Origin of the sequence: Nonomuraea sp. NPDC049714 (genome assembly GCF_044465295.1) — a bacterium.
Classification (GTDB): Bacteria; Actinomycetota; Actinomycetes; order Streptosporangiales; family Streptosporangiaceae; genus Nonomuraea.
In genome coordinates, this window is the sequence record NZ_JBITLM010000011.1 from 156,738 (window position 1) to 175,229 (window position 18,492).

Annotated in this window: 16 protein-coding genes; 5 read left to right on the plus strand and 11 right to left on the minus strand. The window is 70.3% G+C overall.

Features of this window, described 5'->3' with window-relative positions; genetic code table 11:
* Positions 1-13: 13 nt before the first annotated feature.
* On the minus strand, positions 14-1,966 hold the full coding sequence (locus tag ACIBQX_RS35925; protein ID WP_397012533.1) for a protein kinase: 1,953 nt from the start codon (positions 1,964-1,966) through the stop codon (positions 14-16).
* A gap of 152 nt (positions 1,967-2,118) precedes the next feature.
* On the opposite strand from ACIBQX_RS35925, the gene ACIBQX_RS35930 reads away from it, so the two are divergent.
* Complete coding sequence (locus ACIBQX_RS35930; RefSeq protein WP_397012535.1) at positions 2,119-2,883, plus strand: hypothetical protein; 765 nt, start codon at positions 2,119-2,121, stop codon at positions 2,881-2,883.
* Here ACIBQX_RS35930 and ACIBQX_RS35935 read toward each other — a convergent pair.
* From ACIBQX_RS35935 to ACIBQX_RS35980, 10 genes are all read right to left on the minus strand, one after another.
* The gene (locus tag ACIBQX_RS35935; RefSeq protein ID WP_397012537.1) at positions 2,834-3,274 is read right to left on the minus strand and encodes an aconitase X swivel domain-containing protein; all 441 of its coding nucleotides are present in this window, start codon (positions 3,272-3,274) and stop codon (positions 2,834-2,836) included. The genes ACIBQX_RS35930 and ACIBQX_RS35935 overlap by 50 nt on opposite strands.
* On the minus strand, positions 3,271-4,551 hold the full coding sequence (locus ACIBQX_RS35940; protein WP_397012539.1) for an aconitase X: 1,281 nt from the start codon (positions 4,549-4,551) through the stop codon (positions 3,271-3,273). The genes ACIBQX_RS35935 and ACIBQX_RS35940 overlap by 4 nt, the downstream gene beginning before the upstream one ends.
* A gap of 9 nt (positions 4,552-4,560) precedes the next feature.
* Positions 4,561-5,850, minus strand: a complete 1,290-nt coding sequence (locus tag ACIBQX_RS35945) for an FAD-dependent oxidoreductase (protein ID WP_397012541.1) — start codon at positions 5,848-5,850, stop codon at positions 4,561-4,563.
* 36 nt (positions 5,851-5,886) lie between these two features.
* Entirely contained in the window at positions 5,887-7,590 is a 1,704-nt protein-coding gene (locus tag ACIBQX_RS35950) for a dihydroxy-acid dehydratase (RefSeq protein WP_397012543.1), read from the minus strand.
* Positions 7,591-7,736: 146 nt separating this feature from the next.
* Complete coding sequence (locus tag ACIBQX_RS35955) at positions 7,737-8,741, minus strand: ABC transporter substrate-binding protein (protein ID WP_397012545.1); 1,005 nt, start codon at positions 8,739-8,741, stop codon at positions 7,737-7,739.
* Positions 8,742-8,873: 132 nt separating this feature from the next.
* A complete protein-coding gene (locus ACIBQX_RS35960) occupies positions 8,874-9,668 on the minus strand; it encodes an IclR family transcriptional regulator (RefSeq protein WP_397012547.1) in 795 nt (264 codons plus the stop codon).
* Positions 9,669-9,820: 152 nt separating this feature from the next.
* Positions 9,821-10,867: a LysR family transcriptional regulator gene (locus tag ACIBQX_RS35965; RefSeq protein WP_397012549.1), complete on the minus strand. Its 1,047-nt coding sequence runs from the start codon at positions 10,865-10,867 to the stop codon at positions 9,821-9,823.
* Between the two features lie 32 nt (positions 10,868-10,899).
* On the minus strand, positions 10,900-12,030 hold the full coding sequence (locus ACIBQX_RS35970) for a CaiB/BaiF CoA transferase family protein (RefSeq protein ID WP_397012551.1): 1,131 nt from the start codon (positions 12,028-12,030) through the stop codon (positions 10,900-10,902).
* Positions 12,031-12,037: 7 nt separating this feature from the next.
* Positions 12,038-12,865 carry an enoyl-CoA hydratase/isomerase family protein gene (locus tag ACIBQX_RS35975; protein WP_397012553.1) on the minus strand — a complete coding sequence of 276 codons (828 nt, stop codon included), beginning with the start codon at positions 12,863-12,865 and terminating at the stop codon, positions 12,038-12,040.
* Entirely contained in the window at positions 12,862-14,067 is a 1,206-nt protein-coding gene (locus ACIBQX_RS35980) for an acyl-CoA dehydrogenase family protein (RefSeq protein WP_397012555.1), read from the minus strand. Before ACIBQX_RS35980 ends, ACIBQX_RS35975 begins: the two co-directional genes overlap by 4 nt.
* Positions 14,068-14,261: 194 nt before the next feature.
* On the opposite strand from ACIBQX_RS35980, the gene ACIBQX_RS35985 reads away from it, so the two are divergent.
* The 4 genes from ACIBQX_RS35985 to ACIBQX_RS36000 are packed head-to-tail and all read left to right on the plus strand — an operon-like array spanning position 14,262 to position 18,465.
* Positions 14,262-15,401, plus strand: coding sequence for an acyl-CoA dehydrogenase family protein (locus ACIBQX_RS35985; protein ID WP_397012557.1), 1,140 nt, complete (start codon positions 14,262-14,264; stop codon positions 15,399-15,401).
* The gene (locus ACIBQX_RS35990) at positions 15,398-16,378 is read left to right on the plus strand and encodes a tripartite tricarboxylate transporter substrate binding protein (protein ID WP_397012559.1); all 981 of its coding nucleotides are present in this window, start codon (positions 15,398-15,400) and stop codon (positions 16,376-16,378) included. The genes ACIBQX_RS35985 and ACIBQX_RS35990 overlap by 4 nt, the downstream gene beginning before the upstream one ends.
* Entirely contained in the window at positions 16,375-16,905 is a 531-nt protein-coding gene (locus ACIBQX_RS35995) for a tripartite tricarboxylate transporter TctB family protein (protein WP_397012561.1), read from the plus strand. The genes ACIBQX_RS35990 and ACIBQX_RS35995 overlap by 4 nt, the downstream gene beginning before the upstream one ends.
* Before the next feature lie 15 nt (positions 16,906-16,920).
* Positions 16,921-18,465 carry a tripartite tricarboxylate transporter permease gene (locus ACIBQX_RS36000; RefSeq protein ID WP_397012563.1) on the plus strand — a complete coding sequence of 515 codons (1,545 nt, stop codon included), beginning with the start codon at positions 16,921-16,923 and terminating at the stop codon, positions 18,463-18,465.
* The last annotated feature ends 27 nt before the right edge of the window (positions 18,466-18,492 follow it).

Consider the following 18,492-nt stretch of genomic DNA (forward strand, 5'->3'; position numbering starts at 1 on the left):
GACGGTCTGGGCATCACGAAGGGGCGGGGTTGATCGTGAAGTAAGGGGCGACCTCGAGCTTGTCCGCCGCCTCCAGCAGCCTGTGCACCAGTTTGCCGTCGAAGGCCACGACGCGAACCTCGTCGTCGGCGCCGTTGTCGTACTCCCAGCAGTAGAGGTGCGATTCGTCGTACCAGCCGAGCACCTTGTCGCAGTCGGAGGAGAAGGTGTCCAGCCGCTTGCCGGTGCCCGCGTCCCAGATGCAGTGATCGCTGTCGTCCTTGCCGGGGCAGTCGGTCACGAACATCTTGCCTGAGGGTGAGAAGAGGTCGACGGTGCCGGACGCCAGCGGTCCGACCTCGGGGATGTCTCGCGTACGGTCGCCGGAGGCGTCGAAGAAGCGCAGCACCTCGTCCTTCCCAGAGACAGCGATCACTCCTTGTTCGTCGCCGTCCCAGCCGAAGTCGCCGTCCCGGATCGAGTCGTCGGCCACCTCGACCACCCGGACCTGGCCCCGGGCCACATCCAGGACGGCGAAGCCCCTGGTGGTCCAGACGTTCTTGCCCTGCTTGTCCTCGGTCTTCTGGTTGAGGTTGAGGAGGATCTTCGAGCTGTCCTTCGACCAGGCGCGGATGCTGGTGTCCATCGGTTCGCGTACGGTCTTGACCCGGAAACTCGAGCCGGCCTGCCGGTCGGTGATGAGGATCGAGTCGTAGTCGTCGGAGGTGTAGTCTTCCGGCCGGCCTGCGAGATAGCGGCCGTTGGGAGAGACCAGCGAATCCACGTTATCCGGATACTTGTGGAATGCGCCCCGTAACGACTGCCTGGCATAGTCGACGTCGTCGTCGAGCTTGTCGTCGTGGACCTCGTACGCGGTCAGCGTGATCGGGTCGGACGGGCGCTCGTAGAGGGTGATCGCACCGCCGGGGAGCGGGATCTTGACGGGGGTGATCCGCGGGGCCGCGGTCGCCTCCCGCGACGGCGTGGCCGCCGGCTTGGCGGCGGCCTGCGTGGGCGGTCGCAGCCAGCCGGGAACGGCCATCGCGGCCGCCACGACCGCCACGGTGATCGTGGTCCCGGCGAGGACGAGCAACGACGTGCGTGACGGCCTCGCCCGGCCGGTACGCGGAGCGCTGTCCGGCGTGGCCTGGTCGGCTCCCGCCACGAGCGGGTCCGTGCCTGACTCCGGGTTCCGCACCAGGCGCGTGATGACCTCGATGGCCGTCGGCCGGTTCTTCGGCTCCCTGTCCAGGCACTGCCGCACCAGGTCGCCCAGCCGTCCGTCGAGCAAGCCCAGATCAGGTTGATCGTTGAGCACCCGGTGCATCACGGCGGCTGTCCCGTCGTTGCCGAACGGCGCCTGTCCGCAGGAGGCGAAGACCATGGTGCCGGCCCAGGAGAATATGTCGGCCCCGGGGCCGAGGCCGTGACCCATGATCTGCTCGGGAGACATGTACGCCGGCGTCCCGATCTGCGTGCTGCTGGTCATGGTGGCCGGGCCGAGCGTGCGGGCGATGCCGAAGTCGATCACGCGCGGACCGCCGGCGCCCATGATGACGTTGCCGGGCTTGAAGTCCCGGTGCACCACGTCGGCCTCGTGGATGGCGGCCAGCGCGGTGGCGGTGCCGATGGCCAGCCGCTCCAGGTCCCCGCCCGCGAGGGGGCCGTCCTCACGGACGACCCGCTGCAACGAGCGGCCCTCGACGTACTCGCTGACGATGTACGGCCGCCCCTGCTCGACGCCCGTGCTCAGGACGGTCGCGGTGCAGAACGGCGCCACCCGCCGGGCGACCTCCGCCTCCCGCAGGAAGCGTTCGACGCTCTCATCGTCCTCGGACGGATGCAGCCACTTGACGGCGACGCGCACGTCCATGGGGGTCCTGGCAAGGTAGACGACGCCCTGGCCCCCCTGGCCCAACCGGCCGAGGAGTTCGAGGCCACCCATCTGCTCAGGGTCACCGGGCCTGAGCGGTGTGAAGTCAGCCATGCGCCATTGTGATGCCGTGCAGGAGATCTTCCACAACCCTACTGAGGGGTAACGGGTGTATGACATCTCTTGCGGTTGACTCCCCCGAGGCGGGTGGAGAAGATCGCGGCATGGCGGTGACGAGGCGCAGGAGTGCGAGCAAGGTGGATTTCTTGCCGAAGGACTTCGGCGACCTCTCCGACGGGCTCCACCCGGCCGTTCCGGGCACCCTGTACGTCCGGGGAACCAACGGCGGGATCCGCGTCGCGCCCGACGCCGGGTTCGATGTGGTGTTCGGGCGTTGCGAGCCGGACGTCCACGTCTGCGTCGCCCCCGACGATCCCTACGTCAGCCGGCAGCAAGGGTCCATCAGCCGCCAGGACGGGCGGTGGGTGCTGCACAACCTCGGCCACCTGCCGATCCGCCTTCCAGGAGGGCAGCTGGTGCTCACTCAGCACCACGTGGCGTTGCCCGTGGCGTACACACCGCTGTTCATCGTCGCCCCCGAACGAGAGCATTTGCTCGAAGTACGGATCGTCATGAGGCCGGCGGCTCCGGTCGTGCAGAGCCGGCAAGAGGCCGACACCCGCGAACCGGCGGGATACCCCCTGACCCCTACCGAACGGCTGGTCCTGGTCTGCCTGGGCCAGCGCTACCTCCGGCCCGAGCCCTGGCCGCAGCCGCTGAGCTGGGACCAGGTCTTCCGCGAGCTCCGCCGCATCCGTCCGGAAGAACGGTGGACCGCCAAACGGGCGGCCCACATCGTCACCGGGACACGCCTGCGGCTCAGCGCCCACGTGCCCGGACTTCGGGAGGAGGAGATCCCACCGCCGCTGGGCAACGCGCTCAACCACAACCTGATCACCACGCTGCTGGCCACCGCCACCATCAGCCCGTCCGATCTCCGGCTCCTCGACGAACCCGGCCCGCCACCGTGACGATGCCCCGGTAGGCGTCGACGGTGACCCGGTCGCCGGTGTGGATGACCTCCACGGGATCTTGGTCGAGCTCGGAGACGGCCGGGACCCGGGTGACGACCGCGCCCAGCGCCGATTTGGTGGAGAGCGTGGTGAACACCATCGCGAGCGGGGCGGTGCCGAGCAGGCGGGTGCTCTGGAAGAAGGCGGACCATCCGGAGGAGCCCTTGGCGCCCGGGAAGACCAGCACCTTCCCGGTGAAGCAAACTCCGTACAGTTCGTGGCGGCGCTCGATGACGGTGCCGGTGGCGGGGTCGATGCCGCCCCAGCCTGAGATGGTCTCGTGCGAGACCAGGGCCTCTCCCTCGGCATGGCCGGGCACGATGCCGCGCCCTCGGAGCTCGATGATCATTGCAGTTCCCCTCGCCAGGTTCCGGTGACGGCCGCGTCTACGCAGTCCTCCAGGGTGCCGTACCAGGCCTCGATGCCGAGGATCGCCGGCAGGTAGTGCGCCTGCTTGGCCGAGTCGGTGGCGAACACCCGGGTGCCGGTGGGCGCGGACTTGGACATGGCCGGGCACGAGTCGGTCAGCAGCCGGCCCCCCGCCTTGTGGATGATCTCGGTGTATCCGTTGCGGTCCGCGACGCTGCGCAGCGCACGCGGGGTCATCATCCACAGCTCGGTGCCCGGGTTGAGCTTCTTGCCGTCGAGTGCGCGAGCCGCCCTGGCGATCTGGTCGAGCGAGGCGTGCGGGCAGCCGAGCAGGATGAAGTCGACGTCGGTGGACTGGCCCTGGTCGTTCAGCCTCTGGTAGACCGCACGTCGCTCGCGCTCGCCGTACACGATCTTCTCCGGTATCGCGCGCCCGCCGAACGCGGCCTCCAGCGTCGCCGCCTCGGGCGTGATGCCGGGGATGTGATAGATCTCCACGCCGCCCGACGAGGCCGTGGCCGCGCCGAAGTGCTTGAGGTCGGCCAGGTCGGGCTGCCGGAGGTGGCCGGTGACGACCGGCCGGTTCTCCTGCACGATGTCACCGACGAAGTAGCCGAACATGCCCCAGTCGAGGAATCCGTCGACGGGTACGGCGGACTCGATCAGGTGGGTGCCGTGGCGGTTCTCCGGCAGGTGGTTCCCCCAGCAGGGGATCTTTCCCGTCAGGCTCGCCGCCCCCGTCGAGGCCGTGCCTTCGCAGTTGGTGCGGGCACCGAGCACGGAGTTGCAGTAGACCACCGCCGACGACTCCATCCAGGCGCAGTGCTCGCCGCGCACCGGGAGGTTGCCCACCTGGTACGGCGTGCAGGTGGCGAGGATGTTGACCCCGTGCGCCCCGTAGAACGACTCGGCGTCCCCCTGGAGCTCGATCATGCTCGGCGGGTACGGCGCCACCCCCAGCGCGTCCTCGCCGAACCCCTGCTGCAGTTGGCAGGTGGGCACTCGCATCTGCGGGATCTCGAGGTCGTCGTCGCTGTCGAGGTTGAGCACCGAGAACGCCTTGTTCCAGCCGCCCTCGCGGACCAGCTTGGCCTTCACCGGCGACGGCTGCGTCATGGTCCCGGCGACGTTGCGGATGTCGCAGAGACGTTCGGCGCCGAGCGCCTCGCCGTACCGGACCAACAGGTCCATCGCGGCGGCGACCGCCGGCCCTTCGGCGCCGTCCAGCATCGCCTTCTCATCGTCCGCCAGTCTCACGGTGCGCTCCTAACCGTCGAGGTTGTCGTGCAGTCGTCCGCGCAGCTCGGCCCGGTCGATCTCCTGGACGCTGCCGTCACGGGCGAGGTCGAGCACGTGCGCCGCGGCGTGTCCCGTCGCCGCGCAGGGGCCCATCACCCGGACGCTCGACAGGGCGGCGGCGTCGCCGTCCACACAGCGGCCCACGGCGACGAGGTTGTGCGCGCCCAGGGGGATCAGGCTGCGCAACGGGACGTAATGGACGTGATCGGAGTCGAACACCTCCCACACGTATCCTTCGACCCGGTCGTGCAACTCGATGGGCCAGGCCGTACGGGCGACCGCGTCCTCGAAGCGGAAGCCGGTGCGGACCTCGTCCGCCGAGAGCTGGTGGAGGGCGGCGATCCAGCGGGTCTGCCGACGGCCGGGGAAGCCGTAGGTGCGCACCTTCGCCGCGCCGAACGCCTTCGGGAACTCCTTGCGCAAGAACTCCACGACGCGGTCGGCCTGGGCCCGTCCCTCGATCTGCGCCCTGGACGCCCGGACCGCCTCCAGCGGCGCCTCGACGTGCGTCATGTTCATCACCGCCGTGTTCCGGCCGGGGAAGAAGAACGCCAGGCCGTCCCGCCGGACCAGGCCGTACTCCGCCGCCTTCTCCTCGACCCGGGCGACCAGTTCTGCGGGGTCGGGCTTGAACTCCTCGCGCAGGTTCTCCAGCCGGATCTGCTGCGAACCCCAGACGGTGCGCTCGGGGACCCGGCAGGCCAGGCCGGCCTCCCAGGTGAGCGAGGCGTCGCCGCTGGCGTCGACGAAGCCGCCCGCCCGGACGCGGACCAGGCCGTGCCGGGTGGCGAAGGTGGTGGCGTCGATCCGGCCGTCACTCGCGTCGACGTTGAGCACCGACGCGCCGAGGACGACCTGGATGCCCAGGGAGTGCACCAGGTTCTCGACCCACCGGCCGAGCACCACCTCGTCGTACGCCACGGTGATCGTGTGGCCCTTGTTGAAGTGGATGTCGTCGGTCCTGCCCAGGTCCGCGAACATCGGGTCGAAGATCCCGTGGGTGAGTTGCCGGTACTCCGGTCCGTTGCCGTACACGCCGCAGAACAGCCCGATGAGCGAGTTCACGCACTGGCCGCCGAGAACCGGCAGGGCGTCGGCGAGTACGACGGATCGGCCGAGCCGCCGCGCCTCAATGGCGGCGGACAGGCCTGCGATGCCGGCCCCGACGACGCAGACGTCGGCGGTCAGCTCCTCGGCCGGATCACCGCCCGGCTTGGTGACAGTGTTGATCTTAAGCTCGGTGAGCTCGTGCGGCATTCCTTCTCCTGAAGGTTTCGACGCGGCGTGGACAGGTCAGGGTCGGGTCGTGGGGAGGTCGTTGCCACGGAGCGTCGCGCCGCGGGGAAGCGGCTCGACCGAACGCGCGTAGACGGGAAGCCATCCGGATTTCCCGCCAGGGACCTGATGCCGGGCCCGTTTCGCGTGGCGCCGAGCCAGTTCCGCGTCGTCGACGAGTAGGTCGGCGCGGCGGGCGTGCAGGTCGATCGAGATCCTGTCGCCGTCCGCCACCACGCCGAGCGGACCCGGCAGTACGCCCTCGGGCGAGACCTCGCCGACGACGATGCCCTTGTTGACCAGCCCGGACAGTTGCCCGTCGGTCACCACGGCGACCTGTTCGGTCAGGCCGGCCCCGTTGAGCGCGAAGACGGTCTGGGAGGCCATGCCCATGCCGGGTGTACCCACCGGGCCGACCCCGCGCAGGACCAGGACGTCACCGGGCCGTACCACGCCGCCCTCGATGGCGGCGATCGCCGACGGGGCGTCGTCGAAGACGCGGGCGGCGCCCTCGAACGTCGGGGGCCGGTCCTCGGTGACCGACAGCTTCACGATGGCCGTGTCGGGTGCGAGCGAGCCGCGTACGACCACCACGGTCGGATGGCCGGCGCGCGGATCGCTCAGCGGCCGGATGATCCGCTCGTCCTTCACCACCGCACCGGCCACCCTGTCCCCCATCGTCTCCCCGGTGACGGTGACCGCCTGACCGACGAGAGCGTCGCCGAGCTGCTTGAGGACCGCGAGGGCGCCGCCGGCGTCCTCGAACTCCTCGATGGTGTCCTCGCCGTTCGGCCGTACGGCCGACAGCGGCCGGATCGTGTCGGCATAATTCTCGAAAAGTCGGTATACGTCGACCTCGGAGTCCGCCTCGCGGGCGATCGCCTGCAAGTGCTTGACGCAGTTGATCGAGCCGCTGACCGCGAGCACCGACATCACCGCGTTCGCGAACGCGGCAGGCGTCAGGATCGAACGCGGCCGGCGGTCCGCGAGGACCGCCCCGATGATCGCCTCGCCGCTCGCCTCGACGGCCCGCCACATCGGCTCGCTGTTCGCCCGTACCGGCGCCGAGCCCGGCAGGGTCATGCCGAGCGCCTCGGCGACGACGTGCATGGAGTTCGCGGTGCCCATGCCGGTGCACACGCCGGGCCCGGTGATCGCGCGTGCGCTCAGGTCGCACAGGCCGTCGAACGTGATCCCGCCGAACTTGAGCCCACCCGCACGCAGGAAGACCTCCTCGATGTCCACCCGCTCCCCCGTGTCGAGCACCCCGCAGCTCTGGTAGCCGCAGGAGAGGATCAGGGCCGGTACGTCGAGCCGGGCCGCGGCCATCAACTGGCCGGGGGTGGTCTTGTCGCACGAGGCCAGGCAGACCATGCCGTCCAGCTGGGCGCCCTCGACCACGGCCTCGATGTCGTTGGCGAGCAGGTCGCGGCTGGACAGGACATAACCGCCGCCCGCGCCCGCGCTCATGATGAAGTCCGTCGGCGCGACCGTACGGATCTCGAACGCCACACCGCCCGCCGCCTCGACCGATCGCTTGACCGCGGCGGCGATGGGATCCAGGTGGCTGAAGCACGGAGCCAGCCCGGACGAGGAGTTCACGATCGCGATCTTGGGCTTGGTGAGATCGTCGTCGGTCAGCCCGAGCGCGCGCCATTGCGCACGTCTGGTGGCCCAGCGCGGGCTGCCGACCGGGACTTCGCTGCGCAGCCGCCGGGTCATCGGCCGATCCCGATCAGGTCGGGTTCGGCCGCCGGGGACGGCTCGGCTGAGGGCTGTATCTCCGCACCAGGGGTGGCGGGGCGCAGCCGTGGGGGAAATGCACACTGGGTTGACATCCGGTTCCTCCAGGTCTGGGTCGGTCCGGCTCAGGTCTTGGGCAGGAGGCTGTTGTCGAACCAGGTGGCGGCGGCGCCGCCGGACTTGACGACTCCGGCGTCCGTGAGCTCCTTGTAGCCGGACGTCCAGACCGTCTCGTCGGTGACGAGCAATGGCTTGCTCGGGTCCTTGCCGGTCCAGGCGTTCCGCAGCATGGTCAGGCTCGCCTTGGCGATTTTGTCGTCGTCGAGGGTGGAGAAGGAGTACGTGCCGCGCAGTTGCTTGACGGTCTCGTCGAGTGAGTCGTCGGCCACGATCGCCGCCAGCGCGTCGTGGATGCCCGCCATGAACGCCCTGAGGATCTCCGCGTCCTTCTTCGCGGCGTCCTTGGTGGTGACGTAGACCTGCGAGTCGCAGGTGACGTACTCGCCGGGCTCGAAGACGCCGACGTCGGGGTTCTGGGCGGCCAGGATGTTGGCCGTGTCGAGGCTGACCACGTAGCCGACGATGCGGCCCTGCTCTACCAGGTTGAACGTCCCCGGGGTGAGCCCGACGACCTGACGCTTGGTCTTCTCGGGGTCGAGTCCGGCGCCGGCCAGCACGAGCGAGACCACCTTGTCGCTGGTCCCGCCCTCGGACGGGACACCCATCGTCTGACCGACGAAGTCCTCGGGCTTCTCCAGCGGGTGTTTCTTCTTGCTGTACACGAAGCGCAGGGTCGAAGCCCGGGTGAGCGTGCCGATGTTGACCATCGGCTGGCCGGTGTCCGCGATCGCGGACATGACGTCGATCTGCCCCAGGCGGGTGATCGGCGCGGTGCCCGCCAGCAGCGTCTGCATGGCCTGCGGCGATCCCTTGACCGGCTGCAGCGTCACCTCCAGCCCGTGCTTGGCGAAGTGGCCGCCCGAGACCGCGAGCAACTCGGGCGTGAGCGACAGGGTTTCCAGCGGCAGGTAGCTCAGGAACGTGGTCTTCTTGCCGCCGCCGCCCGTGGTGGCGGCGTCCGAGCCGCACCCGGCCAGCAGGGAAGAGCCCGCCGCGGCAGCGGTCAACATGAACAAGGACCTACGGGTGAGGGAAGACGAGGTGAACGCGGTGACGGGCACGATCCACTCCTAGATCTGATCCGGCCGGCTCACAGCCCCCCAGCCGGCCAAAATGAGACTCCCGTCACATCGCCGCAACGACTACCCGTCTTTCCGCATATCGGAAGGTATCTGCGAGCGATTTTGCCTCGGAGGCGCTCCGAGAGCGCGTGAGATCCCGCGCGCGGTGGCCTGGACCAAGTGCGCGATGCTGGGCCCGTGCGGCTCGACGTACGGCACGATGAGGGAGAGCGCCGCGACGACGCTGTTGTCGGGGCCGTAGATGGGCGCGGCGACCGAGGCGTACTTCGGGCTGATCTGCCGGTCGCTGATCGCGTATTCGGACCGCCGGACGTCGGCGAGCACCTGCCGCAGTTCGCGCCCGCTCGTGTAGGTCCGTGACGTGAACGCCACCAGCGGCCCGCTGATGATCTCCTCCTGCAGTTCGGGCGGCGCGTGCGCGAGCAGCACCAGCCCGACCGCGGTGGCGTGGAGGGCATAACGTCCGCCCACCCGAGGGCGATCACTGGCCACTTCCGGGCTGACGAACCGCTCGACGAACACGACCTGGTCCTGCTCCCGGACGGCGAGGTGCACGCCGCGGTGCACCGTCTCGAAGAGATCCTGCATGAACGGCAGAGCGATGCGCTGCAGCCCCACGGACCGGGGTGAGAGGGCGGCCACCTCCCACAGCCGCAGCCCGATCCGGTAGTCACCGGAGTCATCGCGTTCGAGCGCGCCCCACTCCTGCAACTCCCCGACGATGCGATGGGTCGTGGTGAGCGGTACGCCGGACCGGCGGCTGATCTCGGAGAGGCTCAGGCCATCCTCGGCGTCCTGGAAGATGTCCAGAATGCGCAGGGCACGGCGAAGAACCGACCGACGCTCGTTCGTCATCTCCACCGCCTCGTCCCGGCACTCAGCTCGCAGCCGGCCTCCCGCGATCTGGGCAGGTCAAGGGACCCGCTCCAGGCTACCGGCCGGGCGACCGCATGCGTAGACGCGGATCACCGGACCCAGGAGATCGCGCCACCCCGTTCAACGTCCCGTCAGGCCTCGGGACTCACCGCCCGCGGATCCTGGAGTCCCGCGGCGGGAGTGAAGCCCGTCGCCGGCTGGGGAGGGGTCTCCTCCAGGCGCTGATATGCGGCTTCGATCACGCTGTCGGCGTCGATGGACGCCTCCAGCAGCGTCATGCCCCGGTCGGTGCGTCTGGTCACGGCTCGCCGCCAGCGATCGAGATTCTCCCTGCTGAGTTCGAGGAATCTGCGGGCAGGTATCGACAGCGGAGAGGTCGAGGTGATGGCGTAGATCGCCCGTACGGCCAGCGGTTCGATCATGCGCAGGCTCGCTCCCCTGCGTCGAGCGTCCAGGGCCTGGCGCATCGGCAGGACAGCGGCTCCAGCCCCGGCGACGATCAGCGGCACCAGTCCGGCGGGTTCGCTGACATCGACGACGACGGTGGGTTCGACGCCGATGGAGTCGAGGTACGCACGCCCGAATCCCCGATCGACGATCATGGGCAGGCCGTCGAGCAGGGCGGCCGGGATCGGGTCGGGGAACTCGGCCCGCCAACTGGGCGGCAGAGCCAGCACGACCTCGCCCTCGCCGATACGGAAGCAGTCGATTCCCTGCCGGGACACGGGCGCGACCGCATAGGCGAGCTCGGCCTCGCCCGACCTGATCAGGTGGACGAGCTCGTCGGTGTCGCCGTCGTGCTGCTTGAGCCGGACCGTGAAACCAGGATGCTCGCGGCGGAAGTGGCCTACCCAGGCGGCCAGGAAGTTGGACGTGAGGGAGGTGGAGATCGCCAGGTCGACCCGTCCGCGCTCGAGCCCCCGGTAGCCCTCGGCGACCTGGCGGACGTGGTGCAGGTCACGGACGACCTGGCGGGCCGGCCCGACGAGCGCCTCACCGGCCGGGGCGAGCACCAGGCCGCGCCCGACCCGGCGGAACAGTTCCACGCCGAGGTCGCCTTCCAGGCGGCGGATGATCTGTGACAGGGACGGCTGCGCCAGGTAGAGCGCGGAAGCGGCCCGGGTGATGCTGCCCTGGTCGACGACGGCGAGGAAGCATTCGAGCTCGCGGACGTTCATGGTGCGATCCAATGTAGGCCCTGCTCACCAGGTCAAGCGCCACGCCAGCCGGGCGCACCTGAGTCGGCCCCGGCGCGGGGCACCGCCTGGTCCGCCTCGACGGTGACGCCGTCGAGGGTGAAGGGCAGCGATGGAACGGTGTAGCGGTCACCGTCCGGCCCCAGCCCGGTGGTCAGGACTCCGCTGGCGAGCACGTCCGGCGCCTCGGCCACGTCGTGGTAGGTGCGCACCTCCGCCGCGACGATGCCGTGCTCGGCCAGCATCGCGAGGCACTCCTCGGTCCGCAGGACGCCGATGGCCCCCGAGATCTCCGCCAGGAGCGCCTCCCGGTTGGCGACCCGGGCGGGGTTGTCGGCGAAGCGGGGGTCGTCGAGCATCCACTTCCTGTCGATGAGCCGGCACAGCCGCGCGAAGTGGTCGGCGGTGTAGGCCGACAGGACGATGGTCCCGTCGGCGGTGCGGACGAGGTCTGCGGCGGGAGCCACGGTCGCCTGGCCGTTTCCCTTGCGCCGCGGCTCCTGGCCGGAGACGTGCCATTCGCCCCACATCGCCGACTGAAGGTGGATCGCGGCATCCAGCAGCGAGACCTCGGCGACCCCGCCCTCGCCGGTGCGCTCTCTGCGCAGGAGCGCGGCGAGCACGACCTGGACGACCGCGTAGCTGGCGGCGACGTCGGCGACGGGGAAGCCGACCCGGAGCGGATCACCGTCGAGCTCGCCGGTGATCGACATCAGGCCGCTCTCGGCCTGCGCGGCGATGTCGAGGCCGGCCCGGTTCGCCGAGGGGCCTCGGGAGCTGAACCCGCGGATCGAGACGTGAACGAGCCTGGGGTTGGCCGGCCGCAGGTCGTCGGGCCCGAGACCGAGGCGGGCCAGCGCGTCGGCCCGCAGGTTCTGCACGACGACGTCCGCCTCCGCGATCAGGCTCAGGGCGGTCTCCCTGTCGCCGGCCTGCTTGAGGTCGAGCACGATCGAGCGCTTGCCGCGGTTGTAGGCCAGGACGATGCCCTCGCCGTAGGCGCCGATGCCGCGTGCCTGGTCGCCGGTGGGCGGCTCGATCTTGATGACGTCGGCGCCGAGGTCGGACAGCATCTGGGTCGCCGCGGGCGCGGCGATGTAGTGGCCGAACTCGACGACGCGTATTCCCGCGAGAGGGGGGATCATGCCGCTCCTACTCTCCGGTGAACACCGGTTTGCGCTTTTCCAGGAAGGCTTGGGCGGCCCGCCGCGCATCGCCGCTGCGGGCACAGTCGACCATACGGGGCACCTCCCGCCGCAGGTAATCGGGCAGCGTTGCCGATCCGGCGTCGGCCAGGTTCTGCTTGGCGTACCGCATCGCCTTGGGCGCCTGTGCGGCGAGCTTGCCGGCCAGCGAGCCGACCCGTGCCGCCAGATCGGTCGTGGTCTCGGTCACGAGCCCCAGGTCGGCCGCCTCGGCGGCGGTGAGCTTGGCCGGGTCGAGCAGCAGCGCCCGCGCGCGGGCGCCACCCACCGCGCGGGTCAGCAGCCAGGCGCTGCCCAGATCACCGGACACCCCGGCGCTGACGAACGCGGTGTTGAACACCGCCTCCCGCGCCGCGAGCCGGAAGTCGGCGGCCAGCGCGAGGCAGAGCCCTGCGCCGGCGCAGGCGCCGTTGATGGCGGCGATCGTCGGCGACGGGAAGTGCACGAGCGTCTCCACGATGGCCGAGGCCCGGCTCAGCCGTTCGCGGTCGTCGGCCACCGAACGGCCGCGCAGTGTACGCGTCTCCTGGTCCTGAGCACTGTCGGACCCGACCCGCGCGAGGTCGGCGCCGACGCAGAAGTCGTCACCGGCGCCCGTGACGACGAGGACGCGCAGGTCCTGTTCGGAGCCGGCCCGCTCGATGGCGGCGAGCAGATCCTGCACGAGCTGCCAGGAGATCGCGTTGCGGCGCTCGGGCCGGTTGAGTGTCACCGTGCCGATCCCGTCGCGAAGCTGGAACAGCACGGTTCCCGAGCCGATCGCCGTCCCGCTCACCGGGGAAGGCCCAGCAGGTCGCGGGCGATGATCGTACGCTGGATCTGCGCGGTGCCGCCGGCGATCCGCTGGCCGCGTACGTGCAGGTGGCGCCAGCGGAGATGGCCGAGATGCCCGCCGCCAGGATCGGCGCCCAGCTGGCCGTCCACACCGAGGATGTCGGCGCCCAGATCGGCGATCGCCAACCTGGTCCGTGACCACAGCAGCTTGGTGACCGAGGCGTCGGCGCCCAGGTCCTGTCCCTGGGCCAGGCGGGTCATCGCGTCGTAGCCGCGAACGCGGAGCAGCTCCAGGTCGGCCCGGCAGCGTGCGATCCGTGTCCGGATCTGAGGGTGTTCGATGGCCGGACGGCCGTCCTTCCGGATGTGCCGGGCCGCGGCGATCACGTCGTCGAGCTCGTGGCCGAACTCCACGTACTGGCTGATCGGCGAGGCGTTCCGCTCGACGGAGAGCAGGTACCGGGCCACGGCCCAGCCGTCGTCGATCCGGCCGACCACGTTGCCGTCGACGGGCACGCGTACCTCGTCGAAGAACTCCTCCCCGAACTCGTGCGAGCCGGACATCTGCCGGATCGGGCGCACGTGCACCCCCGGCAGCGTCAGGTCGATCAGCAGGAAGGTGATGCCGCGCCGTCGTGCCGCCGCCGGATCGGTGCGGACCAGGGCGAACATCGCGTCGGCGTGGCGCGCCAGCGAGGTCCAGGTCTTCTGGCCGGAGACCACCAGGACGTCGCCGTCGCGCCGGGCGGTGGTCGAGAGGCCGGCGAGGTCGCTGCCGCTCTCCGGCTCGGAGAACCCCTGGCACCAGATCGTGTCGCCGGACAGGATCCGCGGCAGGATCGTGCGTTTCTGCACGTCGCTGCCGTAGCGCAGCAGCGTGGGGCCGAGCAGTGCCGTGCCGAGGTAGGTCAGGCCGAGGAAGGGACCGATCGGCGCCCGGGCCCGTGCCATCTCCTCGTCGTGCACCGCCCGGATCTCGTGATCGGCCCCGCGCCCGCCGAACGCGGCGGGCCAGTCGACACCGGCGAAGCCGTTGTCGAACCGGTCCTTCTCCCAGCGGCGCCGCAGTTCCAGGGACTCCTCGCTTCCGTCCCGGTCGATCCAGAAACGCGGCTGGCGCCACTGCGCCGGCACGGACTCCTCCAGCCATCGACGGATCTCCCGCCGGAACCTCTCCGCCGACGACGAGTATCGAAGATCCATGCCGTGCACCACTCCTTGTCCGATTCGGCCCTGCGCGCACGCCCATCCTGAGCACCGTCGTCCTGGAGCGTCAAAGAGCAAAACCCATGACCGACTCATTGCGTAACGCAATGAGTCGGGGTGAGTTCACGTCTTTGACGTACTTCACACAGGCGATGTGAACTGTGTGCCATTCCCGAAAGTGGACCGGTGACATGGACTTTGGGCTCAGTGAGGAGCAGGTGGCGATGGGCGGCGCCGTACGGCGCTGGCTCGATCGCCACCTGGACCTGGCGCGCGTGGCGACGTACGCCGACACACCCTCGGCGGGACTCGACGCCGGCCTGCGGCGCGCGGCGGCGGACCTCAACTGGCTCGGGGTGACGGCCGCGCCGTCGGACGGCGGGCTCGGGCTCGGGCTGCTCGACCTTGCCGTGGTGGCCGAGGCGCTGGGGGCCGGCCTCGCGCCGGCGGGCGTCGGCACGGCCATGGCCGCCTGCGACGTCCTAGCGACCTCGATCGACCCGGAGCAGCGGCGCCGCTGGCTCGCGCCGATGGTCGCGGGCGAGCTCGTCGGCGCGACCGCGCTGCGCGCCCCGGGCGGCTCGTGGGACCGCGACGGCATCGCCGTCACCGCCACCGGTGACGGCCTGCTCAACGGCGACGCCGGAATCGTCGGCCATGTCGAGGACGCCGACGTCGTGCTGGTCGCCGCCACGTCGGCGACCGGCCCCGCCGTGTTCGTCGTGGCGGCCGGACATCCCGGGGTGTCGATCCGCGCGGTCGAGCCCGTCGACCGGACCATGCGTGCGGCCCGGGTGACCTTGGCCGACGTGCCCGCCGAGCCGCTGAGCTGGGCGCGCGACGACGTCTTCGAGCACATCGTCGCGCGGTTGACCGTGCTGGTCAGCGCGGACCTCGTCGGCGCCGCAGGCACGGCGATGCGGATCACTCTTGACCACCTTCGCGGGCGGCGGCAGTTCGGCCGGGCGATCGGCGGCTTCCAGGCGATCCAGCACGAGCTGGCCGAGCTGTACGTCGCCTGGACGACGATCACCCAGGCGTTGTGGTACACCGCCCACGCCCACGACACCGGGCGCGACGACGCGGTGCTGATGACGTCGGTGGTCAAGAGCCGCGCCGCCGACCTGGCCCGGCGGATGTCCGCCGCGATGGTGCAGTTCCACGGCGCGATCGGCTTCACCTGGGAGCACAGCGCGCACCTGTTCTTCAAACGGCTCCACCGAGACGCCTACGACTTCGGCGACGACGGCTGGCACGATCCGATCATCGCCACGGCCGCCATCGGACCGGGAACCCATCCTCCCCTGTCCCTCCCAGGAGGTGCCCCATGAGTGTTCTTTCGGCCGGCAGGCGCGGCCGTGCCGCGTTGCCCACGATCCTCGCGGCCGTCGTACTCCTCACCGCGGCATGCGGTGCGCCCGCTTCCCAGGGCGGCTATCCAACACGGAACGTCCAGCTCATCGTGCCCTATCCGGCCGGCAGCGCCATCGACGCCACGTCCCGTGCGCTGGTCGAGATCGTCAACGACGAGGGCAAGCTCGGCCGGCGCGTCCAGGTGGTGAACAGGGAGGGCGGCGCGGGTTCGGTCGGCACCACGGCGACGCTCGGCGCCGAACCGGACGGGCACACGATCGGCCTCGTGCCGGACGGCCCGCTGACCTTGCTCCCGCGCACCGAGAAGGTCTCCTACGACCCGGCGGCGATCTCGGTGATCAGCGAGGTCACCACGTCGCCGGTGCTGTTCGTGGTTCCCGGCGATTCACCGTACAAGAGCATCGGTGATCTGGTCGCAGCCGCCAAGGCCCGCCCCGGAGCCATCACGATCGCCGAGGGTCCGCTCAATTACGCCATCCCGGCCGGGAAGTTCGAGCAGCTGACGGGCACGCGCTTCAAGCACGTCAAGTTCAACGGCGACCAGGCGACCGTCACGGCCCTGCTCGGCGACAACGTCGAGGTGGGCGTCATGCAACTGGCCGGCGGGATGGCCCAGCTGAAGGCCGGCAAGCTGCGCGCGCTGGCGATCGCCTCCGCCGAGCCCATCGAGCTCGCCCCCGAGATCCAGACCTTCGCCCAGCAGGACGTCGCTCTGGAGTGGGAGGCCTACAACGTGGTGATCGCGCCGCAGGGGCTGCCCGGCGACGTCCAGCGGAAGCTGAGCGAGGTGTTCGGCTCGGCCGTCAAGAGTCCGAAGTTCGCCGAGGCGGCGCGGAAGCTGGGGCTGGTCGTCAGCGGGGCCGACGGTGAGACGGCCAAGGCGCGGCTGGCCAAGAAGACCGCGGAGGCGGCGAACCTGATCGCGCCGAAATGAGACGAACGGGTCTCGTGCGAGTGAGCGCCAAGCCGGATGTGATCGCCGCCGGGTCGCTGTTGGTGCTGGGCCTGCTGTACGGCGCGCTGGCCCTCGGTGAGGGCCTGGGGACGATGGCGGACAGTGGGGCGGGCTTCTTCCCCTTCGTCGTCGCGCTCGTGCTGGTCGCCGCCAGTGTCACCGTTCTTCTGCAGAGCCGTCGACGGACGCCGGGCGGCGTCACCCCACCGGCAGACGACGCGGACAGCGACGCGGACAGCGACGCGGGCGGCGAGGGCGAGGGCGATGTGCGCTGGTGGCGGATCGCCGGCGTGCTGGCCGCCGCCCTGCTGGTGCCGGCGGTAGGCGACACCGTGGGGATGGTCGTGACGTTGGCGATCTCCTTGGTCCTGATGGCCAAGATCATGGGGGTCTCCCGGTGGATCAACGCCGTGATCTTCGGCTTCGCCTTCGGCGCGGCCACCTGGTTGATCTTCGTGCGCTGGCTGTCGGTCCCCCTGCCGGGCGGCACGCTCGGCCTGTTCTGAACGGAAGGACGCCCCGTGGGTGACACGATCGACAACCTCGGCGCGGGCTTCGCCACCTTCGCCGATCCGACCTACGTCATCCTCGCGCTGGTCGGCGTGGTTCTCGGCACGGTGGTCGGCGTGCTGCCCGGCATCGGGCCGATCGGCGCGATGTCGGTCCTGCTCGGGATGACCACACAACTGGGCCCGACGGGATCGCTGATCCTGTTCGCCGGCATCTATTTCGGCTCGACGTACGGCGGGTCGACGACCTCGATCCTGCTCAACGTGCCCGGTGAAGCGTCGTCGGTGGTCACCGCGCTCGATGGCCACGAGATGACGAAACGGGGCAGAGCGGGGCCCGCACTGACCATCGCGGCGGTCTCGTCATTCCTGGCGGGCACCATCGCCATCTTCGGTCTCATGATGTCGGCGCCGTGGCTGAGCGGGATGGCGGTCAAGCTCGGTCCGCCCGAGTACCTGGCGCTGTGCGTCGCCGGGCTGCTGCTGCTGGCGGCGCTCGCCGACGGCTCCGCCGCGAAAGCGGTCGTCATGATCTGCGCCGGCCTGGCGATCGGCACGGTCGGGATCGACCCGGCCGGCGGTCAGCTGAGGTTCGCCATGGGATCCGACGCCCTGGCTGAGGGCTTCAGCTTCATCGCCCTGGTCATGGGGGTCTTCGGCGTGGCGGAGGCGCTCACGATGGTCGGCCGGCGCTGGCGCCCGGAGCCCGTCAAGGCCCCCAGGCTCAGGGAGCTCCTGCCCAGCCGGCAGGAGTCCCGCCAGGCGGCTCCGGCGGCGGTGCGTGGCTCGGTGATCGGCTTCCTGCTGGGGCTGGTGCCCGGCCCCGCCGCCGTGCTGTCCACGTTCGCCTCCTATGTCGTCGAGCGGAAGATCTCCAAGAACCCCGGCAGCTTCGGCAAGGGCGCCGTCGAGGGGGTGGCCGGCCCGGAGGCGGCCAACAACGCGGCGGCAGGCGCGGCGTTCGTCCCGTTGCTGGCGCTCGGGATCCCGTTCGCGCCCACCATGGCACTCGTGCTCGCCGCGCTGCTGCTCAACGGCATCGTTCCCGGCCCGACCTTCGTCGAGGACCAGCCCGAGCTGTTCTGGACCGTGATCGCCGCGATGTACATCGCCAACCTGATGCTGCTGGTGCTCAACCTTCCGCTGGTCGGACTCTTCACCCGCCTGCTGTCCATCCCGCCGCAGGCGTTGATGCCGTTCGTGATCGGCCTGTGCATCGTGGGCGTGTACGCCGAGAACAACTCGATGTTCGACGTCGTGGTCATGCTGGTCGCGGGACTGCTCGGATTCGTGCTGCGCCGGGCCGGGTTCAGCATGGCCCCCTTCGTGCTGGCAGTGGTCCTCCAGCCGACGCTCGAAGTCTCGCTGCGCCAGACCCTGGCCTTCTCCGACGGAAATCCCGGGTACGTCCTCGGACGGCCCGTCACGATGGCGATCCTCGGTCTCGTCGTCCTGGCCGTGGCCGTGTCGACGCGGCGAGCGCTTCGCACGCGAAGAGGCCTGAGGCAACGCCCCGATCGGATCCCGGACCAGCGCACGCCCACACCCAGCGGGTGACCTCGTCCGATGACACCGCGTCTCCCG